The following is a 24148-nucleotide window of genomic DNA, read 5'->3' on the forward strand; positions in this document are numbered from 1 at the left end:
TGGTCGGCCGTGGCACGTACGAAGAACAGGACCCCGGTCAAGGGCCGCAGCGGCAACCCGGCGAAGGCCGCGGCACCGCAGCGCACGAAGCAGCGGGCGACCGCGAGCGACTGGATCGGCGGCGCCCGGCTCCGGACCCTCACGCTCGGCGTCGTGCCGGTCGTGCTCGGCACCGGCGTCGCGTTCGTCGACTCCGGTGAACCGGGCGACTTCGGGTCGTACCTCGGCCGCGACCACCACCTGGCGGTCGCCCTGCTCGCGCTCGCGGTCGCGCTGTTCCTGCAGATCGGCGTGAACTACAGCAACGACTACTCGGACGGCGTCCGGGGCACCGACGAGTTCCGCGTCGGCCCGGCCCGGCTCACCGGAGCGGGGCTGGCGAAGCCGCGCACCGTGCTCACGGTCGCGCTCACGTTCTTCGGACTGGCTGCGGTCGCCGGACTGGTGATCGTGCTGCTCACCGGCACGTGGTGGCTGCTCCTCGTCGGGGCGGCGGCGATCGTCGCGGCCTGGTACTACACGGGCGGGAAGAAGCCCTACGGCTACAACGCCCTCGGCGAGGTCTTCGTCTTCGTGTTCTTCGGGTTGGTCGCCGTGCTCGGCACCCAGTGCGTGCAGATCCAGGCGGTCACCACGAGCGGCTGGGCGGCTGCGGTCGCCGCCGGGTTCTTCGCCTGCGCCGTGCTCATGGTCAACAACATCCGCGACGTGGACGAGGACCGACAGGCCGGCAAGCGCACGCTCGCCGTCGTGGTCGGCCGACCCGTCGCACGGGTCCTGTTCGGCCTGTTCCTGATGCTGCCGTACGTGGTGCTGCTCTGGTTCGTGCTGCTGTACTTCCGCACCGGGTTCGCGTACTTCTCGCTGCTGCTGGCGCTGCCGGCACTCGCGATCGGTGTCTCGTCGCGGAAGCCGCGGGAGCTCATCACGGCGCTGCAGCTGTCGTCGTTCGCGTCGCTCGCGTACGGCGTGGTCCTCGGACTGACGCTCGTCCTCCTGCCGTAGGGCGGCGGGGGAGCGGCCCGGACTACTCCTCGTCGTGCTCGCGGAGCCTGCGGTGCCGGTCGGCGTCCGAGACCGGCTGGTCGGCGACGGGCGCGTCGGTGTCCGCGGCGTCGGTGTCGGCGGCGTCGACGAAGTCGTCCTCGAAGTCCGAGTCGGCGTCCCGCTCCGGTCGACCCCGGCGAGCGGCGATGTCCGAGGTCACCCGACCGCGGAGCCCGGGCAGCGCGATGTACGACACGAGCAGACCGATCAGCGCGGCGCCGATCGCCGCCCAGTACCACCGCAGGCCGATGACGAACAGGACCGCCAGCGCCGCGGCGAAGATGCCGAGTCGGGCAAGGGTGTAGACGAGCCACGCTTTCACCCGATGATCCTACGTGGCGTCGTTCGTGCACCGGCTGACGGGCAGCCCGGTCCCAGGCGCGCTGCCTAGAGTCGTCGCATGGTCCGTCTGTGGTTGATCATCGCCGTCGCCGCCGTGGCCTTCACGGTCTACGCGGTCATCGACTGCGCGACCATGCCGCGGCAGCGCATCCGCTCCCTGCGGCGTGGGTGGTGGATCCTCCTCGTGCTCGTCCTCCCGGTGCTCGGTGGCCTGCTGTGGTTCGTGCTCGGCCGGGCGCCCGCCACCCCGGGGCCGGCGCCCCGGTACCGTGGACCCGAAGACGACCCCGACTTCCTCGGCGGCCCGCGCGGCCCCGGGACACTCCGCACCGGAACGGACCAGGACGACGAAACCCTCCGAGACCTCGAGGACCAGTTCCGCGATGAACGACGCGACCGCGACGAACGAGACGACGACCGCCCCGCCGATCGCTGACGGGTCCGCGGGGTCCGGCAGCGCTGCCACCGACTTCGCCCTGGCACTCCTGCGGGAACTCGCCCGTGCCGGGGTGACCGACGTCGTCGTCAGCCCGGGCTCCCGGTCGCAGGCGCTCGCCCTCGCGGCGGTCGCGCTCGAGCGCGCGGGCGGCACGACGGTGCACGTCCGGCTCGACGAGCGGACCGCCGGGTTCTTCGCCCTCGGGCTCGCCGTCGAGTCCGGCCGTCCGGCCGCGGTCGTCACGACCTCGGGCACCGCCGTCGCCAACCTGCACCCGGCCGTGCTCGAGGCGCACCACTCCGGCGTGCCGATGGTCGTCCTCTCCGCCGACCGGCCGGACGAGCTGCGGGGCATCGGCAGCAACCAGACCACGGTCCAGCCGGGCATGTTCGGCCCTGCCGTGTCCTTCGTGCGCGACGTGCAGGCGCCCACCGCGGACGGCGCTGTCGACGCGGACGCCGTCCGGACGCTCGCCCGGGAGGCCGTCGCCGTCGCCGCCGGGCACACCGGGCAGCCCGGTCCCGTCCAGCTGAACGTCGCGTTCCGCGAACCGCTCTCCGCCGGGCTGCGTGCCGAGGACGTCGCCGCCGTGCCCCACGACGAGGTCGACACCGACCACGCCCGTCGTCGGGTGCACGCCGGACTGCCGGTCGTCGAACTCGCGCCGGACGACGCACCCGCGACGGTCGTCATCGCCGGACACGACGCCGGCGAGGACGCCGAACGGATCGCCTGGGAGCTCGGTGCGCCGCTGCTGGCCGAGGTGTCGAGCGGCGCGCGGTTCGGGCGCAACCTGGTCGTCGCCTACCGCGAGCTGCTGCGCGACCCCGAGCTCGGCGGAGCGGTCCGTCGAGCCGTCGTCCTCGGACACCCGACGCTCAGTCGCGAGGTCCCGGCCCTGCTGCAGCGGGCCGACGTCGAGACGATCGTGGTCCGCGGACCCGGGGCCGACCCGTTCGACCCGGCCCGTGCCTCCCGGCCGGACGCCGCGACCACCTTCGTGTCCGACGTGCGCGTGACGGGCCGCACCACCCCGGACCACCGCGCGTGGGTCGGGCGGTGGGTGACGACCAGTCGCGCGCTCCTCGGGGACGGTGACGCCGGTCCGGACCTCGACGCGAAGCGCTCGGGGGACCGCGCCGAGCGCAACCGGTACCTGCGCAACGAGGTCGCCCTGCGTCGCAGGCCCGTCGACCGCACCATGCTGGTCGACGCCGTCTGGGGCGCCACCTGGCCGCACGACCGGCTCGTCCTCGGTGCCTCGCAGCTCATCCGTGTCGCCGACGCGCACGTCCCGGGCAAGAAGGTCCAGGTGCACGCCAACCGCGGTCTCGCCGGCATCGACGGCACGGTCTCGACCGCACTCGGCATCGCGGCCGCGCTCGAACGGACGCCCGACTCCGTCGGCACCACGCGGGTGCTCGTCGGCGACCTGACCTTCCTGCACGACCTCGGGGCGTTCGTCACCGGGACCGAGGAGCCGACGCACCGCGTCCAGGTCGTCGTCGGCAACGACGGTGGCGGTGCGATCTTCCGCGGGCTGGAGGTCGCCGCGACCACCCCGGAGCAGGACATGCGCCGCATGATGACGACGCCGCAGCACGTCGACGTCGAGCGTGTCGTGACCGGTCTCGGCTGGTCCTACCGACGGGCCGGGACGTGGGGCGACCTCGAGGGTGCACTCACCGATCCGGCCCAGCGCCTGGTGGTCGAGGTGCCGCTGACCGACTGACCACGGGGGCCAGGGACCGAAGGCCAGGGGTCAGGGGTCGGGGGTCAGGCGAGCGCGTCGCGGATCGGACGGAACTTCAGGGCGGTCTCGGCGACCTCGCGCGCCGGGTCCGACCCCGCGACGATCCCCGCGCCGGCCCACGCGCGCACGGTCCCGTCGTCGTCGATCCGGGCGCTGCGCAGCGCGAGCATCCACTCGCCGTCGCCGTTCGCGCCGAGCCAGCCGACCGGCCCCGCGTAGCGACCGCGGTCGACGCCCTCGAGCTCGGCGACCAGTCGGACGGCGACGTCGGTGGGGGTGCCCGCCACGGCCGCGGTCGGGTGCAGGGCGTCGGCGACGTCGAGCGAGGTGGTGCCGACCGGCAGGATCGCGCGGACGTCGGTGGCCAGGTGCCACAGGTTCGGCAGCTGGAGCCGGAACGGCTCGGGGTCCGCGCGGACGTCGGTGGCGACGGTCCGGAGCGCCTGCAGCAGGCTGGTGATCGCGAAGCCGTGCTCCTCGACGTCCTTCGCGCTCGACGCGAGGGCCTCGGCCGCGGCCCGGTCGGACACCGGGTCGTCGCCGCGCGCGGCGCTCCCGGCGAGCACCCGCGCCGAGAGCTCCGTGCCGTCGGTCCGGGCAAGGGTCTCCGGGGTCGCTCCGACGAGTCCGTCGACGGCGAAGGTGACGCACTGCGGGTAGGCCGCCGCCAGGTCGAGCAGGACCGCCCGTCGGTCGGCACCGGCGGGCAGCGTGCCGACCAGGTCGCGCGCCAGGACGACCTTCTCGGCCTCGCCTGCGGTGATCCGACGGACGGCGTCCGCGACGGACGCGGCGTAGGCGTCCTCGTCGACCCGGCCGGGGCCGAAGGCGACCGAGACGTGCCCGCCGACGGCCGGCACCGGCACCGAGGTCCGCGAGAACGCGAGGGGCTGCGGGTCCGGTGTCGTGTCGACGGCGGTGAGCCAGGCCTTGCCGCGGCGCTTGCCGATCACCACGCGCGGCACGACGAGCACGCTCTGCTCGGCGGAGTCGTCGGCGAACGCGAAGGACCCGAACGCGACCAGCCCGGTGCCGCGCAGCTGCACGGGGTCGTCCACCGTGGCGCCCTGCACCAGGTCACGCCACACCGCCGACGCCTGCCGCATGCGGTCGGCTCCGGAGAACGTGAACCGGAGCGCTTCGCCGATCCCGACGATGCCGTCACCGCTCCGGACGAACGCCAGCGGCGCGTCCCGCAGGGTGTGGCGCAGGACGTCCCCCGGGTCGTCGAGGATCCGGGTCGAGACCGTGAGCGAGGGGGCCGCCGTGGTGGTTCGGGTCACGGACCGATCGTACGCGTGCGGCGACCCGCCGGACCCCGGCCGGGCGTCCGGGCAGCCCGGGGCCGCGACCTCTAGGATGGTGCGGTGAGCAGAGCGGACCTGAGCAAGCGGCCGGACGAGGTGGCGGCCATGTTCGACGACGTCGCCGCGAAGTACGACCTCACGAACGACATCCTCTCGGCGGGCAACGCCCCGCTGTGGCGCGTCGCGACGGTCCGTGCGGTCGACCCCCAGCCGGGCGAGCGGGTGCTCGACATCGCGGCCGGGACGGGCACGAGCGCAGCGGCGTTCGCGAAGAAGGGCGCCGACGTCACGGCGCTCGACCTGTCGGCGGGCATGATCGCGGTCGGGCGCGAGCGGCACCCGGAGATCACGTTCGTCGAGGGTGACGCAGAGCACCTGCCGTTCGACGACGACTCGTTCGACGCGGTGACGATCTCCTTCGGCCTGCGCAACGTCAACGACCCGATGCAGGCGATCACCGAGATGCTCCGGGTGCTCAAGCCCGGGGGCCGACTGGTCATCTGCGAGTTCTCCACGCCGCCCGTGGCGCTCCTGCGCTTCGGCTACGGCGCGTACCTCAAGCGCGTGCTCCCGGGCATCGCGCGGCTGTCGAGCAGCAACCCGGCGGCCTACCGCTACCTGGCCGAGTCGATCGAGGCGTGGCCCGACCAGCAGGTCCTCAGCCAGTGGCTGCGCGGCGTCGGCTTCACGATGGTCGCCCACCGCAACCTGACCGCGGGCATCGTGGCGCTGCACCGCGGCCGCAAGCCCGTCGCGGGCACGGTCCGCGAGTCCGTCGCCCGCCGGGCGAAGGCCCGTCGCGAGCACCAGCACACCGGCGAGCAGCCGAGCGTCGAACCCGGCGACGCCTGACCGGTCACCCGACCCCGAACACGGAGCAGCACTTGAACCCGAGCGTCCCGGTCGCACGCCGCGCACCGAGCCTCCGCGCCTCGCTGGGCATCGGCGAGCGGTTGTTCGCGACCCCGTCCGAGCGCCGCTTCATCAGCGCGGTCGACGACGGGCTCGAGCTCGTCGAGCAGGGCCTCGAGGAGGCCATGCGCTCGACCGACACCCTGGCGGACACCACGAGCCGCTACCTGCTCTCGGCGGGCGGCAAGCGCATCCGGCCGACGCTGACGCTGCTCATCGCGCAGCTGGGCAACGGGGTGACCGACGCGGTGGTCAAGGCCGCGGTGAGCATCGAGACCACCCACCTGGCGTCGCTGTACCACGACGACGTCATGGACGAGGCCCCGGTCCGCCGGGGGGTCCCGGCGGCGCACGTGACCTACGGCAACAACGTCGCGATCCTGACCGGCGACCTGCTCTTCGCACGTGCCAGCCTGATCACCGCCGACCTCGGGACCGAGGGCATCCGGATGCAGGCGGAGACCTTCCAGCGCCTCTGCATGGGGCAGCTGCACGAGACGACGGGCCCGCAGCCCGGGGACGACCCGGTCGAGCACTACATCCAGGTGCTCAGCGACAAGACGGGCTCGCTGATCGCCACGGCGGCCCGCGCCGGCGTGATGTTCTCCGGAGCCGACCGCGCCTACCTGCACGCCGTCGGGACCTTCGGCGAGAAGGTCGGCGTCGCCTTCCAGCTCGTCGACGACGTCATCGACCTCGCCCCGGCGAAGGACCGCACCGGCAAGATCGCCGGCAACGACCTGCGCGCCGGCGTGGACACCCTGCCGCTGCTGCAGCTGCGTCGCCTGGCCGCCGCCGACGACGGCGCGGCCGACCTGCTCGCCCGGATCGAGCACGACGTGAAGGACGCCCCCGACGACGCCGTGGACTCCGCGCCGTACCGGTCGGCCGTCGCCGCGCTGCGCGAGCACGAAGCCACCACCGCCACCCGCGCCGTCGCCGTCCGTTGGGCGGAGGAGGCGGTCGAGGCCCTGGAACCGCTGCCCGACGGCACCGTGAAGCGCGCGCTGACCCGCTTCGCCGAGTCCGTCGTCGAACGCAGCCGCTGACACGAGGGCCCACCGAGGCCCATCGGGAGCACCCGCCCGAACGAACTGGAGACATCAGTGCCCACCCTGCGAATCGCCATCGTCGGCGCCGGTCCCGCCGGCATCTACGCCGCGGACATCCTGCTGCGCGAGGCGCACGGCACCGACGTGTCGATCGACCTCTTCGAGCAGCTCCCCGCGCCCTACGGCCTGGTCCGCTACGGCGTCGCACCGGACCACCCGCGCATCAAGGGCATCGTCAACGCCCTGCGGGACGTCCTCGACCGCGGAGTCGTCCGACTCTTCGGCAACGTGCGCTTCGGGGAGGACATCACCCTCGACGACCTCAAGCAGCACTACAACGCCGTGCTGTTCTCGACCGGCGCGATCAAGGACGCCGAGCTCGACGTCCCCGGGGTCGACCTCGACGGCTCCCACGGTGCCGCGGACTTCGTCAGCTGGTTCGACGGGCACCCGGACGTGCCGCGCACGTGGCCGCTCACGGCGTCGAGCGTCGCGGTGATCGGCAACGGCAACGTCGCGCTCGACGTGTCCCGCATCCTCGCGAAGCACGCCGACGACCTGCTGCCCACCGAGATCCCGGCGAACGTGTACGAGGGGCTGCAGGCGAGCCCGGTCACCGACGTGCACGTGTTCGGACGACGCGGTCCGGCGCAGGTGAAGTTCACGCCGCTGGAGCTCCGCGAGCTCGGTGAGCTCCGCGACGTCGACATGGTCGTGTACGACGAGGACTTCGACCACGACGAGGCATCGCTCACCGCGATCCAGACCAACAAGCAGGTCATGGTGATGAACCGTGTCCTGGAGCAGTGGCGCACGCGTGAGGTCGGGCAGGCCAGTCGCCGGCTCCACCTGCACTTCTGGGCGAAGCCCGTCGAGATCGTCGGCGAGGACGGCCACGTCACGGCACTGCGGTACGAGCGCACCCGGCCGAACGGCGAGGGCGGCGTCGAGGGCACCGGCGAGGTCCGCGAGCTCCCCGTGCAGGCCGTGTACCGAGCGGTGGGCTACTTCGGCTCCCCGCTGCCCGGTGTGCCCTTCGACGAGAAGACCGGCGTCATCCCGAACCGCGAGGGCCAGGTGCTCGACGAGGACGGCTCGCCGCTCCCGGGCGTCTACGCGACCGGGTGGATCAAGCGAGGCCCGGTCGGCCTGATCGGGCACACCAAGTCCGACGCGATGGAGACCGTCCAGCACATCGTCAACGACCAGGCCTCGTGGTGGACGCCGGCCGACCCGTCGCCCGAGGCGGTCCCGGCACTGCTCCGCGAGCGCGGCGTGGACTACACCGACCTCGACGGCTGGCACGCCCTCGACGAGCACGAGCAGGCCCTGGGCGCCGCGGAGGGTCGCGAGCGCATCAAGGTCGTCCCGCGCGACGAGATGGTCGACGTCTCGCTCCGACGCACGCCCTCGCCCACGAGCTGACCGCAGCACGATGACCGCGTCACGCCCCGCACCGCCCGCCGCGATGCGGGGCGTGCTCGTCGCGCCCGGTCGTCTGCAGGGCGTCGACGTGGCGCGGGCGCTCGCGCTCCTCGGCATGATGGCGGCCCACGTCGGCGGCATCGCCGAGGCCGTGGACTGGGGTGACCCCGGCACGTGGTCCGCCGTGGCGCACGGACGGCCCTCCACCCTGTTCGCGGTGCTCGCGGGCGTCTCGATCGGTCTGACGAGCGGACGGACGGATCCGCCAGGACCACCGGCCATCGGGCGGATCCGGGCACGGCTGGCGATCCGGGCCGTGGCGGTGGTCGCGGTCGGGCTCCTGCTCATGGCGCTCGGCACACCCGTCTACGTCATCCTGCCCACGTACGGCGCGCTCTTCCTGCTGGTGCTGCCGGCGCTCCGGTGGCGACCGGGCTGGTTGCTCGTCGCCGCGGCGGTGTGCGCGCTGCTGTCGCCCGTGGTCGCGCTCGCGTCGGCACCGTTCTACGCCGGCGCCGGCATGTGGGAGGTGCAACTCGGGCTCGTCTACCCGGTGGTCACCTTCCTGGCGTACGTCCTGGTCGGTCTCGCGGTCGCCAGGGTCGGACTGGAGGCGCGGCGTGCGCAGGTCGCGCTCCTCGCGTCCGGGCTGCTGGTCGCCGTCGCGGCCTACGTGGTCGGCAACGTCCTGGCGCCGGTCCCGGTCGACGCCGGGGTCGAGGCGTTCCCCGGGGTCCCGTGGGCGCCGGACGGCAGCGGGGGAGCCGTGGCGCTCGCGCAGCTGCTGCTGTCCCCGCGCGACCACTCGTCGTCGGTCGTCGACGTCGTCGGGACCGCCGGGGTCGCGGTGGCGGTGCTCGCCCTGTGCACCCTGGTGTTCGACGGCCGCGGCCGGACGGTCTCGCGGATCGCGTTCCCGCTCGCCGCGGTGGGGTCGATGCCGCTGACGGTCTACGCCGGGCACCTCGTCGTGATCGCGCTGCTGCCGGAGTACCCGGAGTCGGGCACGGTGTGGGCGGGGTTCGCGATCGGCTCGGTGCTGTTCGCGATGCTGTGGCGCACGTTCCTCGGGAGTGGACCGCTCGAGCGCGTGGTCGCTCGCCTCACCCGTCTGGTGCCGGCAGCGCCCTGACCGGGGAGGCGGGCGGTCGCCGATCCTCCCGGCCGTGGGTCCCTACTGCAGGGCGGCGGTGAGCCGCGCGACGTTGTCGAGGACCTGGGACCGGCGCGGGCGCTCGAGCCACGCGTCCAGGGTGAGCTCGAACGACGCGTCCTTGTACGCGGCCTGCACACCGCGGAGCGCATCGACGAACCGGCTGCCGCGCACCATCACCGAGACCTCGAGGTTGAGGCTGAACGACCGCATGTCCATGTTGCTCGACCCGATGACGGAGACGTCGTCGTCGATGGTGAAGTGCTTCGCGTGCAGGATCGTCGGCGCCCGGTAGAGCCAGATCCGGACACCGGCGCGCAGGAGCTCCTCGTAGTAGGAGCGCTGTGCGTGCCACGTCATCGCGTGGTCACCCATCTCGCCGACGAAGAGCTCGACCTCGACCCCGCGCTGGGCGGTCGTGGTGATCGCGTAGAGCATCGAGTCGTCGGGGACGAAGTAGGGCGAGGTGATGGACACCTTCTCCTGTGCGGAGTACAGCAGCGCGTTGAACAGGCGCAGGTTGTTCTCACCGTCGAAGCCGGGCCCGGACGGTACGACCTGGCAGTCGAGCGCGTCGCCGCGGTCGGCGCGCTGGACGGGGTCGCTCTCGCGGAGCAGGAGCTCGTCGGTCTCGCTGTACCAGTCCGTCACGAACAGGGCGTTGAGTCCCGCGACGACGGGACCCTCGAACCGGGCGAACAGGTCCTTGTAGACCATGCCCTTCTCGAAGTGCGACTGCAGGTCGTACGACGGGTCGATGAGGTTCTGCGAGCCCGTGAAGGCCACCGAGCCGTCGATGACCATGATCTTCCGGTGGTTGCGCAGGTCGGGCCGCTGGAACTTCCCCTGCAGCGGCTGCAGCGGCAGCATGAGGTGCCACTCGATGTTCGCCCGGTCGAGGAACGCGAGCGTGTCCTTGTAGCCCGGGTACCCGCGGCTCGCCCAGTGGTCGAGCAGGAACCGCACGGTGACACCGCGTGCCTGGGCACGGGCCAGCGCCTCGAAGTACGGCCGGGTGGTGTCGTCGATCGTCGCGATGTAGAACTCGACGTGCACGAAGCGCCGAGACTGGTCGATCGCCCGCGTCATCTCCTGCACCGACTCGTACGAGTCGGGGTAGAGCTCGGCGGAGTTGCCGCCGACCAGGGGCATGGCGCCCAGCTCGCGGTTCAGCTTCGTCACGGACTCGAGCCACAGCGGCCACGGGTGGTCGCGGCGCACACGCTCGATGCCCTCGGTCTGCTCGAGGATGTACGCGTTGATCTCGGTCTGCTTCTCGCGCCGTGCCTTCGGCAGCTTCGTCGACCCGATCACCATGAAGACGATGAACCCGATGTAGGGGATCAGGAAGATCGCGAGCAGCCAGGCCGTCGCGGTCTGCGGCTTCCGGTTGTAGGGGACGTAGATGATCGAGAAGACGCGGATCGCCAGGTCCAGCAGGACCAGGAGGACGGTGACCGCGACGCCGAGCCAGTGCTCCACGGGGCGCGGCGCTAGCGGAAGTTGATGAACTGCAGCGGCACGTCGAACTCTTCACCCTTGAGGAGCTGGATCGTGTTCTGCAGGTCGTCGCGGCTCTTGGAGGAGACGCGGAGCTCGTCGCCCTGGATCTGGCTCTTCACGCTCTTCGGGGCGTTCGCGCGGAGGAACGCGCCGATCTTCTTGGCGACGTCCTGCTCGATGCCGTTCTTGAACTTCACCTCGATGCGGTACTCCTTGCCCGAGGGGTAGGGGTCTCCGGCGTCCAGGCTCTTCAGCGAGATGTTCCGCTTGATCGCCTTGGTCTGCAGCACGTCGAGGACGGCCTTGGCGCGCTCCTCGGAGTTCGCCTTGATGAGGACGTCCTCGCCGCTGAACGCGATCGAGGCGTCGGCGCCCTTGAAGTCGTACCGCTGCTCGATCTCCTTGGCGGCCTGGTTGAGGGCGTTCTCCGCCTCCATCTTGTCGACCTTGCTGACCACGTCGAAGGAACTGTCTGCCATGCGGGACAGCCTAACGGCGCGACGGGATCCCGGTTCGGTGGTCACGAGCACCCTCCGACGTCCGGTATGCTCTTCAGCGCGCCTTCGGTTGGTGACCACACCGGTCGGGTGCGCACACGGCAAGTTACCCAAGCGGCCAAAGGGATCTGACTGTAAATCAGCCGGCGTAGCCTTCGGGGGTTCGAATCCCTCACTTGCCACAGCGAACAGCCCCGTCCGATCCGGACGGGGCTGTTGCCGTTCCCGGCCTGGCGTCCTTCCGGGGCGTGATCCGGCAGGCTGGTGCCATGCCCGACAGCCTCGCTCCCGCCCAGTTCGCCGACCTCGCCGAGTCGATCGCCCGTGAGGCAGCAGCGCTCGCGGCCCGCCGACGAGCGGAGGGGGTCGAGGTCGCCGACCGGAAGTCGAGCATCGTCGACGTCGTCACGGCTGCCGACCGGGAGGTCGAGGACCTCGTCCGCACGCGGATCGCCGAGGCGCGTCCCGACGACGCCTTCCACGGCGAGGAGTCCGGCTCCGGTGCCGGGTCCACGGGGATCACCTGGGTGGTCGACCCGATCGACGGCACGGTCAACTACCTCTACGGCAGTGAGCAGTACGGGGTGAGCATCGGCGTCGTGCGGGGGAGCGCGGACCCGACGCAGTGGGAGGCGCTCGCGGGGATCGTCGTGGCGCCGGCGACCGGCACCGTGTTCCGGGCGGTGTCCGGCGAGGGCGCGACACGCGACGGCGTCCCGCTCCGCGTGTCGACCCCGTCGTCCCTCGCGGAGACGCTCGTCGCGACGGGCTTCGGCTACACCGCCGACCGTCGGCGTGAGCAGGTCGCGGTGCTGGCCGGCCTGATCGGCGAGGTGCGGGACGTCCGTCGCGCGGGAGCGGCGTCGCTCGACTGCTGCGCGGTCGGGGCCGGCACCGTCGACGCGTACTACGAGCGCGGCATCAACCCGTGGGACATGGCGGCGGGGTCGCTCGTCGCCGCCGAGGCCGGAGCGAGCGTCCGGATCTGGGAGGCCGGCGGCACGCGCTCCTTCCTGTTCGCGGCCCCCGCCGTCGCCGACCAGCTGGAGTCCCTGGTCCGTCGGCTCGAGTCCGAGGTGCTCGCCGACTGACGGCCCGGAGGCGCACTCGCCGGGCGCCGGCAGGGTCCGGTGGGGCACCGCTCGCGGACGGTGCACGGTCGTGCAGACGACTGGCGGTGCGCGACGGCCCCTGCTAGCGTGCTCCAGTCCCGTTATCTGCTCGTTACACACGAGCGCCCCGTGCCCCGATCAGGATCAGCCTCGAACACATGCCCCACGCCTCCACGACTGCGCAGACGCCCACCCGCACCGAGACCGAGCCGGTCGTGCACCTGACGCGACGCGCACGCATCGAGGCCGAGCGTCGAGCGGCTGCGACCAGCACCCCGCGCTCCGCAGCGGCTCCGCAGTCCCCGGTCGACGTGCCGTCGTTCGACGAGCTCGTCGCCCCGACGACGCCCGCAGCCCCGGTCTCACCGATCGACCTCGCGCCGGCCTCACCGGTCCGGCCGGCACCGTCCGCCGGAGCGGTCACGCCGCCCGCGCCGGTCTCGCCCGACGTCGCGCCGGCGGCGGACGCCTCGCGCGCCCCGACCCCGGTCGTCGATGCGGTCCGTCCGTCGGGAGCGCGACGTCCCGCGACCGCCCCGACGTCCGGCGGCAGGGCTCCGGAGGCCGGCCGCGGCCGTGCACGGCGCACCGCCGCGGCCGTCCGCGTCGACCGTGCGACCCGACACATCAGCAGCGCCTCGGCGTCGTCGGTGTCCACGGGCAGCACGCGCGGTGACGCCTTCCGCCGGAACGCCTCGCGGGTCACCGCCGTCGGCGCACTGCTGTTCGCCGCCGGGCTGGTCGTGTCGACGTCGCTGCCGGCGCAGGCGCTCTGGGTGCCGCCGGCGGACACCACCGCGGCTCGCGCCACCGCCACCGGCGGAGCACAGTCCCTCAGCGTGGGCAACGGTGCCGTGGAGGCCGAGACCACCCGCGACCAGTACTCGGTGACGTCCGCCACGCAGTACAAGAACGTCGACGCGTCGTCCTTCTCGAACGACCCGAACGGCTCGATCCAGTGGCCGTTCCTGACCGGGGTGCCGATCACGTCGGGCTTCGGCGGTCGTCAGGTCGAGGGCTGCTCGTTCTGCTCGACGAACCACATGGGCGTCGACTTCGCCCCGGGCGAGGGGACCCCGATCCGCTCCGTCGCCGCGGGCACGGTCATCAAGGTGCAGGCGCACGACGGCGGCTTCGGCAACGACGTGTGGGTGCAGCACGACGTCGACGGCAAGCAGTTCGTCAGCGTGTACGGCCACATGAAGGACGGCACGTTCAAGGTCGTCACCGGGCAGGAGGTCGCCGTCGGCGACGAACTCGGCGAGGTCGGGTCGACCGGCAACTCGACCGGTCCGCACCTGCACCTGGAGATCCACGTCGGTGGCGTCCCGGTGGACCCGCTGACCTGGCTCCGCGCCAACGCGAACTAGCGGAGGAGCGGCGGCACGCCCGGGCGACACGTCCGGTTCCCGACCACCGTCGCACGTCTGCTACGCTCGTCTGGTGCCGCCGAGCGGCACTCGCCCCGATAGCTCAGTGGTAGAGCACTTCCATGGTAAGGAAGGGGTCGTCAGTTCAATCCTGACTCGGGGCTCCGACCCGGAGCTGTTGTCGCTCCGGATCTCCGGCGGGGTAGCTCAGTTGGTTAGAGCACACGACTCATAATCGTGGGGTCACGGGTTCAAGTCCCGTCCTCGCTACCACAGGCCCGGCGGCCAGATCGCCGGGCTTTCGTCGTTCCCGGGGCGCGTCGTTCCCGGGCTGCGTCGGTCTCGAGGCACGTCGGCTCGGGGCGCGTCGGCTCGGGGCGTCATCGGTCTGATCCGAGGCCCGTCGTTCCGCCCGATCCTTCCCATCGCGGGCGCTGTACCGAGTGGGATCGAGCATGCCGAGGGTTCCTGGCAGACCAGGTACGCCCGTTCTCGCCAGGTACGACTGTTCTCGCCAGGTACGACTGTCCTCATCAGGCGCGCCCGTTCTCGCCGGGTGTGCCCGCCCCTGCCGCGCTGTGACGCTCCGCGGTCGCGCCTCAACGCGGGGGAGTGGTCAGCACACCCGCCGCCCGGAGGGCCCGTTCGAGCGTCGCCTCCACCTGCTGCCGGGCGCTCCGCCGACGCCCCGCGCCGATGCCGCCCCCGGACACCGCCGTGGCGTGCTGGGCGTGCCGGAGCGTGATCGTGGTCGACGTCCCCGTGACGGTCGTCGAGAGCTCGTACCGCCGGAACTCCCGCGCCGGGTGCACGAGGGCGCCGAGCAGGATCGTCAGCAGCCGGTTGCCGATCGTCGCGGTGATCGTGCCCCCGGTCGACTCGACCCGGTGCCCGGTCTGTCGGAGTGCCGCGCCGGCGACCTCCATGGCGGTGCACCGGTCGCCCGTGTGGACCGCGTACTGCGTCGTGTGCTCCATGAGTCCCTCCCCGTCCCCGGAGTCGTACCCGGCGTCCCCCCGGACACCGTGCGGCGAGCATAGCCGATGCATGCTCAGGGAGAGGGCGTGTGTCGAGCGTGCTCGGTAGACTCCCACGCGTGTCAGTGAACCCCGAGCTCGTCGGCAGGACGTTCCCGCCGGCCCAGCCCTACCTGGTCGGTCGTGAGAAGGTGCGCGAGTTCTCGCGCGCCGTGTTCGCGACGAACCCGATCCACCACGAGCCCGACGCCGCCCGCGCCGCCGGCTACACCGACGTGGTCGCCCCGCCGACCTTCGCCGTCGTCGTGCAGGAGGCGACGCTCGCCCAGCTCCTGGCCGAGCCGGACGCCGGCATCGACTTCTCCCGCGTCGTGCACGGTGAGCAGTCCTTCACCTACGACCGGCCGATCGTCGCGGGCGACGAGCTGACCGCCACGCTCACCGTCACCAGCGTGAAGACCCTCGGCGGCAACGCCATGGTGACCGCCGAGAGCACGATGCAGGACGCCTCGGGGGAGCACGTCGTCACCGCGACCTCCACCCTCGTGGTCCGAGGAGACGACGCATGACCACCGCACCCGCCACCGCGCTCGAGGTCGGCACCGTCGTCGCCGAGCGCGAGGTCCACCTCACCCGCGACGCGCTCGTCCGCTACGCCGGTGCCTCGGGCGACTTCAACCCGATCCACTACCGCGACGACGTCGCCGCCTCCGTCGGGCTCCCCGGCGTGCTCGCGCACGGCATGCTGACGATGGGGCTCGCCGTCCAGCCCGTCGCCGAGTGGCTCGGCGACCGCGGCTGGGTCCAGCGCTACGGCGTCCGATTCACCCGCCCCGTCGTCGTCGACCCCGAGCAGGGCGCGACCGTCGGCGTCGTCGCGAAGGTCGGCACCGTCGACGACCAGGGGCGTCCGCAGCGCATCGACCTCACCGTGACCGCCGCCGGGCAGACCGTGCTCGGCAAGGCGCAGGTCACGGTGGTGTTCCGCTGACCGTGTCGACGCGACTCGCCGACCTCACCACGTTCCGCGTCGGAGGTCCTGCGGCGACGCTCCTGGTCGCGGACACGACCGACGAGCTCGTCGCGCACGCGCACACCGCGTGGCAGGACGACGAGTGGCTCGTCGTCGGTGGCGGCAGCAACCTGCTCGTCGCCGACGACGGCTTCGCCGGCACCGTCGTGCTCGTCCGGACGCGCGGTGTCGACGCCGAGCCCGACGAGGACGGCGTCACCGTCCGCGTCGCGGCCGGTGAACCGTGGGACCGGTTCGTCGCGACGACCGTCGAGAACGGTTGGACCGGCCTGGAGGCCCTCAGCGGCATCCCGGGCACGGTCGGTGCCGCCCCCGTGCAGAACATCGGCGCCTACGGGGTCGAGCTCTCCGACGTGCTCTCCCGCATCGAGTTCCTCGACGCGTCGACGGGGGAACGCGCGTGGGTGGACGCGGCCGAGCTGGCGCTCGGCTACCGCACCTCGACGCTCAAGCACGGGCGACGAGGCGTGGTGCTGACGGTCGAGTTCCGCCTCGGCGCCACCGTGGACGAAGGCGTGCCCGTCCGCTACGCCCAGCTGGCCGGCTCGCTCGGCGTCGAGCTCGGCACCCCGGTCGACCCGATGACCATCCGGACGACGGTGCTGCGCCTGCGGTCGTCCAAGGGGATGGTGCTCGACGACGCCGACCCGGACACGTGGAGCGCCGGCTCGTTCTTCACGAACCCGATCGTGTCGGCCGGGTTCGCCGAGACGCTGCCGCCGGAGGCCCCTCGTTGGCCGGCCGGCGACGACGTGAAGCTCAGCGCCGCGTGGCTCATCGAGCACGCGGGGGTGCACCGCGGGTACACGGTCCCCGGGTCGCACGCCGCGATCTCGTCGAAGCACACCCTGGCGCTGACCAACCGTGGGGGTGCCACCGCAGCCCAGGTCGCCGAGCTCGCGCGGTACGTCCAGGTGACCGTCCTGAACCGCTTCGGCGTCTCGCTGGTCCCGGAGCCGGTCGTGGTGGGGGACCTGCTCGGCGCGAGCTGACCACCGGACGGTCGCCGCGCCTCCCGGCCGTCGCAGTCTCGCGAGACGCAACGTGGGCGGCTCCGCGCAGCGGTCAAGCGCTGCGCGGAACCGCCCACGTTGCGTGCTGCGGAGGGGGCTACGCGGAGAAGAACGCCGCCAGCCGCCGGACGCCCTCGGCGATGTCGTCGTCGCCGAGCGCGTAGGACATCCGGATGTAGCCGGAGGGACCGAAGGCCTCGCCCGGGACGACCGCGACCTCGGCGTGCTCGAGGATCAGGTCCGCGAGCTCGAGCGTGGTCGTCGGGGTCGACCCCGCCCACTCGCGGCCGAGGAGCGCCGTGACGTCGGGGTAGACGTAGAAGGCGCCCTTCGGGGTCGGGGTGACGAAGCCCGGGATCGCGTTGAGCCCCTCGACGATGGCGCGACGGCGGCGGTCGAACGCCTCGCGCATCGCCGCGACGGGCTCCTGCGGGCCGGTGAGGGCTGCGATCGCGGCACGCTGCGACACGTTCGCCACGTTCGACGACAGGTGCGACTGCAGGTTGGACGCGGCCTTCACGGCGTCGGCCGGGCCGATGGACCACCCGACGCGCCACCCGGTCATGGCGTACGTCTTCGCGACGCCGTTGACGAGGATCGTGGTGTCGGCGAGGGCCGGCACCGCGTCGAGGATGCCCGTGAAGGCGACGTCGTCGTAGACCAGGTCCTGGTAGATCTCGTCGCTGACCACCCAGATGCCGTGCTCGAGCGCCCACTCGCCGATGGCCTTCGTCTGCTCGGCCGAGTACACCGAGCCGGTGGGGTTCGACGGCGAGCAGAACAGCAGCGCCTTGGTACTCGGCGTGCGCGCTGCCTCGAGCTGCTCGACCGTGACGAGGTAGTCCTGGTCGCTGCCCGCGAAGACCTCGACCGGGACGCCGCCGGCCAGGCGGATCGCCTCGGGGTAGGTGGTCCAGTAGGGAGCGGGCAGCAGGACCTCGTCGCCCTCGTCCACGATGGTCTGGAAGGCCTGGTAGACGGCCTGCTTCCCGCCGTTGGTGACGATGACCTGCGACGGGTCGACGGTGACGCCGGACTCGCGAGCGGTCTTCTCGGCGATCGCCCGCTTGAGCTCGGGCAGGCCCGTCGCCGGCGTGTAGCGGTGGTTCGCGGGGTCCTGGACGGCCAGGACGGCGGCGTCGACCACGTGCTGCGGCGTCGCGAAGTCCGGCTCGCCCGCCGCGAACGAGATCACCGGACGACCGGCGGCCTTGAGCGCCTTGGCCTTCGCATCGACCTTGAGCGTCGCGGACTCGGCGATCGCGGCGATGCGCGACGCGATGCGCGGACGGTCGGAGGTCGCGGCGACGGAGTCCGTCGCGGTCTCGGGGGCGGTGGACTCGGGGCCGGGGGCTGCGGTGCTCACGGCCGCCAGCCTACCGGCGCGGCACGCCGGGGGGAGCGGCCGAGTGGACAGCGTGTGACGGACTCCCGTACACTCGACCACCGGCGCACGGAACGGTGACGGGACGTGCCCCAGGGGGTTCCGACCCCTACAGGGCGGTGGCTCAATTGGTAGAGCAGCGGTCTCCAAAACCGCAGGTTGCAGGTTCGAGTCCTGTCCGCCCTGCAAGTCTGGAAGGTGTGAAGGTGGCGAGCAAGGACATGGAGACGACGGCGGACGACGTCGTCGCGAAGGCCAAGGCCGACCGTGCTCAGCGTGGTGGCCCGATCGCTGCCGTCGTCCTCTTCATCCGCCAGGTCATCGGCGAACTCCGCAAGGTCGTCACGCCGACCCGCAAGGAGCTCTTCAGCTACACCGGCGTCGTGCTCGTCTTCGTCGTCGTGATGATGATCCTGGTGTCGATCCTCGACTTCGTCTTCGGTCTCGGCGTCGGTTACGTCTTCGGCAACGGTCCCACGGCCTGACCCGTCGTCGACCGGCCTGACGGCTGGTCTGCTGCGTCCGTTCACCTGGCCGGACCCCGACAGGAGTACGGTCGCCCGAGACGGCGACGGACGCGAACCGCTCCGGCCACTCACCCGATCCGCACCACCGAACGGAAAGAACCGCAGTGTCTGACTACTCCCGCGACGACATCGACCTCGCCACGGCTGCCGAGCAGTCCTCCGAGGTCGAGGAGAACCAGGAAGGCGACGTCGAGACCGCCGAGGGCCGTTCGGTCGAGTCCGCCGAGGAGCGTGCGATCTCCGTCGAGGACGAGGACGCCGAGTCCCTCGGGACGAGCGACGAGCCGGACGACGGCACGGTGGACACCTCCATCGACGAGGCGCTCACGGCGCTGGCCGAGTCCCGCGACCCCGAGGCCGACGCCGTCGTCGACGACGCGCTCGACATCGACTCCGCCGACGAGGCCGAGGCCGCCGTCGAGGCGGTCGAGGACGAGGAGGAGACCGAGCTCGAGGACGCCTCCGCAGCCGAGGCGAACGAGACGCTCGCCGCGGACGAGGCCCTCGACGCCGACGAGGTCGACGACGAGCCCGCCGAGGTCGACCCGTACGACGCCTTCAAGGCCGAACTGCGGATGAAGCCGGGCAAGTGGTACGTCATCCACTCCTACGCGGGCTTCGAGCGCCGCGTGAAGTCGAACATCGAGAACCGCATGATCTCGATGTCGATGGAGGACTCGATCTACCAGGTCGAGGTCCCGATGGAGGACGTCGTCGAGATCAAGAACGGGCAGCGCAAGCTGGTCACCCGCGTCCGGATCCCCTCGTACGTGCTCGTCCGCATGGACCTCAACGAGGACTCGTGGTCGGTCGTCCGCCACACCCCCGGTGTCACCGGCTTCGTCGGCAACGCCCACAACCCGACGCCGCTCCGCTTCGACGAGGCGTTCGGCATGCTGAAGTCGCTCGTGCAGGTCGCCGAGGCCGCACCGACCAAGGGTGGCGCGAAGTCCGGCGGTGCCGCACAGGCGCAGCCGCAGGCCGAGGTCGACTTCGAGATCGGCGAGACGATCACCATCAAGGAAGGCTCGTTCGCGGGCCTGCCGGGTTCGATCTCCGAGATCAAGCCGGAGAGCGGCAAGCTCACCGTCCTCGTCTCGCTGTTCGAGCGCGAGACCCCGGTCGAGCTCAGCTTCGACCAGGTCACCAAGCTGTAGTAAGCTACTGAGGTTTGGCCCCGCGTGCTGTGGCATGCGGGGCTTCACCGCGGTCCGGATCCGCCGGGCCAGCGGGAGAGTGCACGGATCCCCGTGCGTTCGATTCCAGGAGGAAGCACAACATGGCACCGAAGAAGAAGGTCACGGGCCTCATCAAGCTGCAGATCAACGCGGGCGCCGCCAACCCGGCCCCGCCGATCGGTCCTGCGCTCGGTCAGCACGGCGTGAACATCATGGAGTTCTGCAAGGCGTACAACGCCGCGACCGAGTCGCAGCGCGGGAACGTCGTGCCGGTCGAGATCACCGTCTACGAGGACCGTTCGTTCACGTTCGTCCTCAAGACCCCGCCGGCCGCAGAGCTGATCAAGAAGGCCGCGGGTGTGCAGAAGGGGTCCTCGACCCCGCACACGGTCAAGGTCGCGAAGATCTCGATGGACCAGGTCCGTCAGATCGCCGAGACCAAGCAGGCCGACCTGAACGCCAACGACATCGAGCAGGCCGCGAAGATCATCGCCGGCACCGCTCGTTCGATGGGCATCACGGTCGAGGCGTAAGCCTCAGCGCCCCACACACCCCGACCCCTTTCCGTGGGAGAGCCTCGCCGGCTCGTCAACCACGTAGCTCCTGAGGAGAACACCATGGCGAAGAAGTCCAAGGCCTACCAGGCCGCGGCCGCGAAGATCGAGGCCGACAAGTTCTACACCCCGACCGAGGCAGTCGCCCTCGCGAAGGAGACCGGCTCGGCGAAGACCGACTCCACGGTCGAGGTCGCGCTGAAGCTCGGCGTCGACCCGCGCAAGGCCGACCAGATGGTCCGCGGCACGGTCATCCTGCCGCACGGCACGGGCAAGACCGCCCGCGTCATCGTCTTCGCCGTGGGCGCTGCGGCCGAGGCCGCCATCGCCGCCGGTGCCGACGAGGTCGGTGGCGACGAGCTCATCGCGAAGGTGGCCGAGGGCTACACCGCGTTCGACTCCGCCGTCGCGACGCCGGAGCTCATGGGCAAGGTCGGTCGTCTCGGCAAGGTGCTCGGCCCGCGTGGCCTCATGCCCAACCCGAAGACCGGCACCGTGACCCCGAACGTGGCGCAGGCCGTCAACGACATCAAGGGCGGCAAGATCGAGTTCCGCGTCGACAAGCACGCCAACGTGCACTTCGTCGTCGGCAAGGCCTCGTTCACGCCGGAGCAGCTCGACGAGAACATCTCGGCCGCGCTCGAGGAGATCGTCCGCCTCAAGCCGTCCGCGTCGAAGGGCCGCTACATCATGAAGGGCGCCGTCTCGACGACGTTCGGACCGGGCATCCCGCTCGACGTCAACGCCATCTGATCGACTGATCAGCTCAGGAGGACCCGCACCGATCGGTGCGGGTCCTCCTGCGTTCCCGGGGGTCCGACCGGATACCGTGGCCTCGTGCGGACCCTCGTGAACTCCCTCCGGCTCGTCGCCGTGATCGCGGTCGTCGCCGCGGTCCTCGCGCAGTGGCTCGTGACCTCCCGGACGCCGGACTACCTGTTCTGGAACTTCTTCGGCTACTTCACGATCCAGTCGAACCTCATCGTCGCGGTGGCTTTCGCGCTGACCCTCGTGGCAGCAGCGCGACGGCAGCGCAGCAACCTGCTGCTCACCGGGTTCCGGGGTGCGGCGACGGTGTACATCGCCACGACGGGCGTCGTCTACAACACGCTGCTCGTCGGGGCCTCGGTGTCGAACACGGTGCCGTGGTCGAACGACGTGCTGCACAAGGTGATCCCGCTGTACGCCGTGCTCGACTGGCTGGTGTTCTCCGACCGGGCGCGGCTGCTCCTCCGGCACGTCTGGTGGTTCCTGGTCTACCCGGCGGTCTGGCTCGTCGTGGTGCTCGTCCGCGGCGCGACCGACGGGTGGGTCCCGTACCCGTTCCTGGACCCTGCGCAGGGCTACGGCGTCGTGGCGCTGTACTGCCTCGGCGTCGCGGTGTTCATCGGGCTCATGGGGATCCTCGTGGTGGGGATGAGCCGGCTGCGTCTGCTGCGGGTCTAGACCCGGAACGTCCGGAGCTTGTCGAGCACGAGGTCCGCGAGCTGGACGAGCCCGCGGATCTGGTCGTCGTCGCGGTCGACCCACCGGCACTCGGGTTCGTCGGCGACGGGCACGAAGTCGTCGTGGCGCTCCCACACGAACAGGGTGCGGTCGGCCCCCAGGACGTACTGCTGCCACCAGACCTGGCGCAGGTAGTGCCGGGGGATGCTCCGCCAGCCCTTGCCCGTGGTCTTGATCTCGGCGAGCACGAGTCGGTCCGACGCGTCGTGGCCGACGCCGTCGGGGGTCGCCAGGTGCGCGCGGTTCGTGCTCGCGTGGAAGAGGTGGGCCGACGGCTCGATGCCGTGCGTGGCCGCGACCCAGGCGGCGATCACGGGCTCACGGTCCTTGCCGTGCTCGGTCCAGGCGTTGCCCGAGAACCGGGAGCCGTACCGCTTCTCGGCGACGACGGTCTCGACCGCGCGCAGCGACGCGAGCCGTGCGACGTCGGTCGCGGTGATGCCCATCGCGCGGGCGCGGAGCCACGCCACCCGGTCGGACGAGTGCGCGACGATCCGCTCGGTGTGCCCGCGGAGCGCGGTGAACGCGTCGTGGCCACCGGGCGCGGACCGCGGGCCCGCGGCAGGACGACCGACGGGAGCAGCGTCGCGTGCAGCCGACCGCACGGCGGACGTGGCCGGCGCGGCGGAGGCGGGGAGGGCCTCCAGACCGGGGTCCAGGTCGCCCCACAGGGTGGGCTGCACGATCGTCACCGGACGATTGTCACCCCGCGGGCCGACACGGCGCGAACCGACGCGCGCGGCGTCCGCCCTCAGGAGACGAGCTGACGGCCCTCGGCGGGGGCGACGAGCTCGTCGACGCCGGCGGGGGAGAGCGCGTAGTCGAGGGCGAGCACGGCTGCGCCCTGCAGTGCGGCGACGGAGCCCGCACGGGACTGCGCGATCACGAGGTGCTCGGTGGCGAGGGGCATCGAGCGGGCGTAGACGACCTCGCGGACACCGGCGAGCAGGTGCTCCCCGGCACGGGTGATGGAGCCGCCGAGCGTGATCACGGACGGGTTGACGAGCGAGACACAGGTCGCGAGGACCTCGCCGATGTCCCGGCCGGCCTGTCGGACGGCCCCGATCGCGTCGAGTTCCGAACGGTTCACCAGGTCGATGACGTCGCCGCTGGTGTGCACGTCGTGACCCTTCGCCCGCAGGGCGCGGGCGATGGCCGGGCCGGAGGCGACGGCCTCGAGGCAGCCGGTGTTGCCGCAGTGGCACGGCACGTCGCCCGCGCGGGACACGCGCACGTGACCGATGTCGCCCGCGGTGCCCTGCGCGCCCCGGCGGAGCTGCCCGTCGGAGACGATGCCCGAGCCGATGCCGGTCGCGACCTTCACGAACAACAGGTGGTCCAGGTCCGGCCAGCCGTACGCCCGTTCGCCGAGCGCGGCGATGTTCACGTCGTTGTCGACCAGCACGTGCGCGGCGACGTGGCCGCGCAACCATCCGGGGACGTCGAAGCCGTCCCAGCCCGGCATGATCGGCGGGTTCGCCGGGCGCCCGGTGGAGAACTCGACCGGGCCGGGGACGCCGATGCCGATCGCGACGACGTCGTCGCGCCGCCGACCGACCTCGTCGAGCAGTTCGTCGACGGTCTCGACCAGCCACGTGAGGGTGGGGACCGGGCCGGCGGCGATGTCGATCGCGGCCTCCCGCGTCGCCAGCGGGGCCCCGACGAGGTCGGTCACGGCGACCCGCCCGTGCGAGGCACCGAGGTCGGCGGCCACGACGAGGCGTGCGCGCGGGACGAGGGCGACCTGGGCGGGGGGACGGCCGCCGGTCGACGCGGCGGTCTCCACGGGGCCCACGAGCCCCACGTCGACGAGGGCGTCCAGGCGCACGGCGATCGTCGAGCGCGCGAGTCCCGTCAGGGCGGCGAGCTCCGCCCGGGTCCGCGGCACACCGTCGCGGAGGATCTGGAAGAGTTCGCTCGCTCCGACCGGCGGCGACGCTGCCGTCCGGGTGAAGTCGATCATGTCGGGAGTGAAGCACACATCGAACGCGCCACGCAACGAAGACTGTCGAGGACTTCGCAACTTCTGCTTGACCGCCGACAGAAGCGGCCATAGTGTGACGC

25 protein-coding genes and 4 tRNA genes are annotated in these 24148 nt (G+C 71.9%); 21 read left to right on the forward strand and 8 right to left on the reverse strand.

The genetic code is table 11. From position 1 onward, the window contains the following. Nucleotides 1-9 precede the first annotated feature (9 nt). Nucleotides 10-1005, forward strand: coding sequence for a 1,4-dihydroxy-2-naphthoate polyprenyltransferase (locus ACIP6W_RS13655; protein ID WP_400430033.1), 996 nt, complete (start codon nt 10-12; stop codon nt 1003-1005). Nucleotides 1006-1027: 22 nt separating this feature from the next. On the opposite strand, the gene ACIP6W_RS13660 is transcribed toward ACIP6W_RS13655, so the two are convergent. Then, a complete protein-coding gene (locus ACIP6W_RS13660) occupies nt 1028-1369 on the reverse strand; it encodes a DUF4229 domain-containing protein (protein ID WP_400430035.1) in 342 nt (113 codons plus the stop codon). A gap of 78 nt (nt 1370-1447) precedes the next feature. On the opposite strand from ACIP6W_RS13660, the gene ACIP6W_RS13665 reads away from it, so the two are divergent. Together ACIP6W_RS13665 and menD are read left to right on the forward strand one after the other, a co-directional pair. Next, complete coding sequence (locus ACIP6W_RS13665) at nt 1448-1825, forward strand: PLDc N-terminal domain-containing protein (protein WP_066655273.1); 378 nt, start codon at nt 1448-1450, stop codon at nt 1823-1825. Then, nucleotides 1773-3560 carry a 2-succinyl-5-enolpyruvyl-6-hydroxy-3-cyclohexene-1-carboxylic-acid synthase gene (menD, locus tag ACIP6W_RS13670; protein WP_400430037.1) on the forward strand — a complete coding sequence of 596 codons (1788 nt, stop codon included), beginning with the start codon at nt 1773-1775 and terminating at the stop codon, nt 3558-3560. The genes ACIP6W_RS13665 and menD overlap by 53 nt, the downstream gene beginning before the upstream one ends. A 44-nt stretch (nt 3561-3604) precedes the next feature. Here menD and ACIP6W_RS13675 read toward each other — a convergent pair whose 3' ends face one another. After that, nucleotides 3605-4864, reverse strand: coding sequence for an isochorismate synthase MenF (locus ACIP6W_RS13675; RefSeq protein WP_400430039.1), 1260 nt, complete (start codon nt 4862-4864; stop codon nt 3605-3607). 84 nt (nt 4865-4948) lie between these two features. Between ACIP6W_RS13675 and ACIP6W_RS13680 the strand changes: the two genes are divergently transcribed. Genes ACIP6W_RS13680 through ACIP6W_RS13695 form a run of 4 tightly spaced genes read left to right on the forward strand, consistent with a single transcriptional unit; the run spans nt 4949 to nt 9409 of the window. Continuing rightward, a complete protein-coding gene (locus ACIP6W_RS13680; RefSeq protein ID WP_066655267.1) occupies nt 4949-5740 on the forward strand; it encodes a demethylmenaquinone methyltransferase in 792 nt (263 codons plus the stop codon). A gap of 32 nt (nt 5741-5772) precedes the next feature. Beyond that, nucleotides 5773-6849 (forward strand): polyprenyl synthetase family protein, encoded by a 1077-nt coding sequence (locus ACIP6W_RS13685; protein WP_066655261.1) that lies wholly within the window; start codon nt 5773-5775, stop codon nt 6847-6849. A 57-nt stretch (nt 6850-6906) separates the two neighbouring features. Next, nucleotides 6907-8277: an FAD-dependent oxidoreductase gene (locus tag ACIP6W_RS13690; RefSeq protein ID WP_066655254.1), complete on the forward strand. Its 1371-nt coding sequence runs from the start codon at nt 6907-6909 to the stop codon at nt 8275-8277. Between the two features lie 10 nt (nt 8278-8287). Continuing rightward, nucleotides 8288-9409, forward strand: coding sequence for a heparan-alpha-glucosaminide N-acetyltransferase domain-containing protein (locus ACIP6W_RS13695; RefSeq protein ID WP_271825245.1), 1122 nt, complete (start codon nt 8288-8290; stop codon nt 9407-9409). A 42-nt stretch (nt 9410-9451) separates the two neighbouring features. Here ACIP6W_RS13695 and cls read toward each other — a convergent pair whose 3' ends face one another. After that, complete coding sequence (gene cls / locus ACIP6W_RS13700; RefSeq protein WP_400430042.1) at nt 9452-10912, reverse strand: cardiolipin synthase; 1461 nt, start codon at nt 10910-10912, stop codon at nt 9452-9454. An 11-nt stretch (nt 10913-10923) separates the two neighbouring features. Beyond that, the gene (locus tag ACIP6W_RS13705) at nt 10924-11412 is read right to left on the reverse strand and encodes a YajQ family cyclic di-GMP-binding protein (protein ID WP_066655250.1); all 489 of its coding nucleotides are present in this window, start codon (nt 11410-11412) and stop codon (nt 10924-10926) included. A gap of 118 nt (nt 11413-11530) precedes the next feature. On the opposite strand from ACIP6W_RS13705, the gene ACIP6W_RS13710 reads away from it, so the two are divergent. The 5 genes from ACIP6W_RS13710 to ACIP6W_RS13730 all read left to right on the forward strand — a co-directional run bounded on the left by ACIP6W_RS13710 (nt 11531) and on the right by ACIP6W_RS13730 (nt 14185). After that, a tRNA-Tyr gene (locus ACIP6W_RS13710) sits at nt 11531-11612 on the forward strand. An 87-nt stretch (nt 11613-11699) separates the two neighbouring features. Then, nucleotides 11700-12521, forward strand: a complete 822-nt coding sequence (locus ACIP6W_RS13715; protein ID WP_066655248.1) for an inositol monophosphatase family protein — start codon at nt 11700-11702, stop codon at nt 12519-12521. A 179-nt stretch (nt 12522-12700) separates the two neighbouring features. Then, nucleotides 12701-13912, forward strand: coding sequence for a peptidoglycan DD-metalloendopeptidase family protein (locus ACIP6W_RS13720; RefSeq protein WP_400430044.1), 1212 nt, complete (start codon nt 12701-12703; stop codon nt 13910-13912). Between the two features lie 92 nt (nt 13913-14004). Beyond that, nucleotides 14005-14076: transfer RNA gene (locus ACIP6W_RS13725), tRNA-Thr, on the forward strand. A 32-nt stretch (nt 14077-14108) separates the two neighbouring features. Next, nucleotides 14109-14185, forward strand: a tRNA-Met gene (locus ACIP6W_RS13730). Nucleotides 14186-14511: 326 nt separating this feature from the next. On the opposite strand, the gene ACIP6W_RS13735 is transcribed toward ACIP6W_RS13730, so the two are convergent. Further along, a complete protein-coding gene (locus ACIP6W_RS13735; protein ID WP_251154616.1) occupies nt 14512-14889 on the reverse strand; it encodes a hypothetical protein in 378 nt (125 codons plus the stop codon). 119 nt (nt 14890-15008) lie between these two features. Here ACIP6W_RS13735 and ACIP6W_RS13740 point away from each other — a divergent pair, with 119 nt between their 5' ends. The 3 genes from ACIP6W_RS13740 to ACIP6W_RS13750 are packed head-to-tail and all read left to right on the forward strand — an operon-like array spanning nt 15009 to nt 16914. Then, nucleotides 15009-15458, forward strand: a complete 450-nt coding sequence (locus ACIP6W_RS13740) for a MaoC family dehydratase N-terminal domain-containing protein (protein ID WP_081984962.1) — start codon at nt 15009-15011, stop codon at nt 15456-15458. Beyond that, nucleotides 15455-15880 carry a MaoC/PaaZ C-terminal domain-containing protein gene (locus ACIP6W_RS13745; protein WP_066655238.1) on the forward strand — a complete coding sequence of 142 codons (426 nt, stop codon included), beginning with the start codon at nt 15455-15457 and terminating at the stop codon, nt 15878-15880. Before ACIP6W_RS13740 ends, ACIP6W_RS13745 begins: the two co-directional genes overlap by 4 nt. Then, the gene (locus ACIP6W_RS13750) at nt 15877-16914 is read left to right on the forward strand and encodes a UDP-N-acetylmuramate dehydrogenase (RefSeq protein WP_400430136.1); all 1038 of its coding nucleotides are present in this window, start codon (nt 15877-15879) and stop codon (nt 16912-16914) included. Before ACIP6W_RS13745 ends, ACIP6W_RS13750 begins: the two co-directional genes overlap by 4 nt. A gap of 118 nt (nt 16915-17032) precedes the next feature. On the opposite strand, the gene ACIP6W_RS13755 is transcribed toward ACIP6W_RS13750, so the two are convergent. Beyond that, nucleotides 17033-18217, reverse strand: a complete 1185-nt coding sequence (locus tag ACIP6W_RS13755; protein WP_400430138.1) for a pyridoxal phosphate-dependent aminotransferase — start codon at nt 18215-18217, stop codon at nt 17033-17035. A 215-nt stretch (nt 18218-18432) separates the two neighbouring features. On the opposite strand from ACIP6W_RS13755, the gene ACIP6W_RS13760 reads away from it, so the two are divergent. The 6 genes from ACIP6W_RS13760 (at nt 18433) to ACIP6W_RS13785 (ending at nt 22024) form a co-directional block, all read left to right on the forward strand. Beyond that, a tRNA-Trp gene (locus tag ACIP6W_RS13760) sits at nt 18433-18505 on the forward strand. A 20-nt stretch (nt 18506-18525) separates the two neighbouring features. Beyond that, nucleotides 18526-18804, forward strand: coding sequence for a preprotein translocase subunit SecE (gene secE / locus ACIP6W_RS13765; RefSeq protein ID WP_066658449.1), 279 nt, complete (start codon nt 18526-18528; stop codon nt 18802-18804). A gap of 146 nt (nt 18805-18950) precedes the next feature. Next, entirely contained in the window at nt 18951-20003 is a 1053-nt protein-coding gene (gene nusG, locus ACIP6W_RS13770) for a transcription termination/antitermination protein NusG (RefSeq protein ID WP_209685055.1), read from the forward strand. Nucleotides 20004-20125: 122 nt separating this feature from the next. After that, nucleotides 20126-20557 carry a 50S ribosomal protein L11 gene (gene rplK / locus ACIP6W_RS13775; protein WP_017888638.1) on the forward strand — a complete coding sequence of 144 codons (432 nt, stop codon included), beginning with the start codon at nt 20126-20128 and terminating at the stop codon, nt 20555-20557. Between the two features lie 84 nt (nt 20558-20641). After that, a complete protein-coding gene (gene rplA / locus ACIP6W_RS13780) occupies nt 20642-21331 on the forward strand; it encodes a 50S ribosomal protein L1 (RefSeq protein WP_066655236.1) in 690 nt (229 codons plus the stop codon). Between the two features lie 84 nt (nt 21332-21415). Continuing rightward, nucleotides 21416-22024: a Pr6Pr family membrane protein gene (locus ACIP6W_RS13785; RefSeq protein ID WP_066655235.1), complete on the forward strand. Its 609-nt coding sequence runs from the start codon at nt 21416-21418 to the stop codon at nt 22022-22024. Here the strand turns inward: ACIP6W_RS13785 and ACIP6W_RS13790 are convergent. Both ACIP6W_RS13790 and ACIP6W_RS13795 read right to left on the reverse strand, forming a co-directional pair. Next, nucleotides 22021-22776: a YqaJ viral recombinase family protein gene (locus tag ACIP6W_RS13790; protein ID WP_066655232.1), complete on the reverse strand. Its 756-nt coding sequence runs from the start codon at nt 22774-22776 to the stop codon at nt 22021-22023. The two genes, ACIP6W_RS13785 and ACIP6W_RS13790, sit on opposite strands and share 4 nt — an antisense overlap. Nucleotides 22777-22835: 59 nt before the next feature. Next, a complete protein-coding gene (locus ACIP6W_RS13795; RefSeq protein WP_066655230.1) occupies nt 22836-24047 on the reverse strand; it encodes an ROK family transcriptional regulator in 1212 nt (403 codons plus the stop codon). Between the last annotated feature and the right edge of the window lie 101 nt (nt 24048-24148).

The organism is Curtobacterium sp. NPDC088465 (genome assembly GCF_044753165.1).
Taxonomy (GTDB): Bacteria; Actinomycetota; Actinomycetes; order Actinomycetales; family Microbacteriaceae; genus Curtobacterium.

Bases quoted from the DNA above. Each gene is read 5' to 3' on its own strand.
- ACIP6W_RS13665 (WP_066655273.1), top strand. From the start codon at position 1,448: ATGGTCCGTCTGTGGTTGATCATCGCCGTCGCCGCCGTGGCCTTCACG.
- menD (WP_400430037.1), top strand. From the start codon at position 1,773: ATGAACGACGCGACCGCGACGAACGAGACGACGACCGCCCCGCCGATC.
- ACIP6W_RS13695 (WP_271825245.1), top strand. From the start codon at position 8,288: ATGACCGCGTCACGCCCCGCACCGCCCGCCGCGATGCGGGGCGTGCTC.
- ACIP6W_RS13705 (WP_066655250.1), bottom strand. From the start codon at position 11,412: ATGGCAGACAGTTCCTTCGACGTGGTCAGCAAGGTCGACAAGATGGAG.
- ACIP6W_RS13715 (WP_066655248.1), top strand. From the start codon at position 11,700: ATGCCCGACAGCCTCGCTCCCGCCCAGTTCGCCGACCTCGCCGAGTCG.
- ACIP6W_RS13720 (WP_400430044.1), top strand. From the start codon at position 12,701: ATGCCCCACGCCTCCACGACTGCGCAGACGCCCACCCGCACCGAGACC.
- ACIP6W_RS13735 (WP_251154616.1), bottom strand. From the start codon at position 14,889: ATGGAGCACACGACGCAGTACGCGGTCCACACGGGCGACCGGTGCACC.
- ACIP6W_RS13745 (WP_066655238.1), top strand. From the start codon at position 15,455: ATGACCACCGCACCCGCCACCGCGCTCGAGGTCGGCACCGTCGTCGCC.
- rplK (WP_017888638.1), top strand. From the start codon at position 20,126: ATGGCACCGAAGAAGAAGGTCACGGGCCTCATCAAGCTGCAGATCAAC.
- rplA (WP_066655236.1), top strand. From the start codon at position 20,642: ATGGCGAAGAAGTCCAAGGCCTACCAGGCCGCGGCCGCGAAGATCGAG.
- ACIP6W_RS13795 (WP_066655230.1), bottom strand. From the start codon at position 24,047: ATGATCGACTTCACCCGGACGGCAGCGTCGCCGCCGGTCGGAGCGAGC.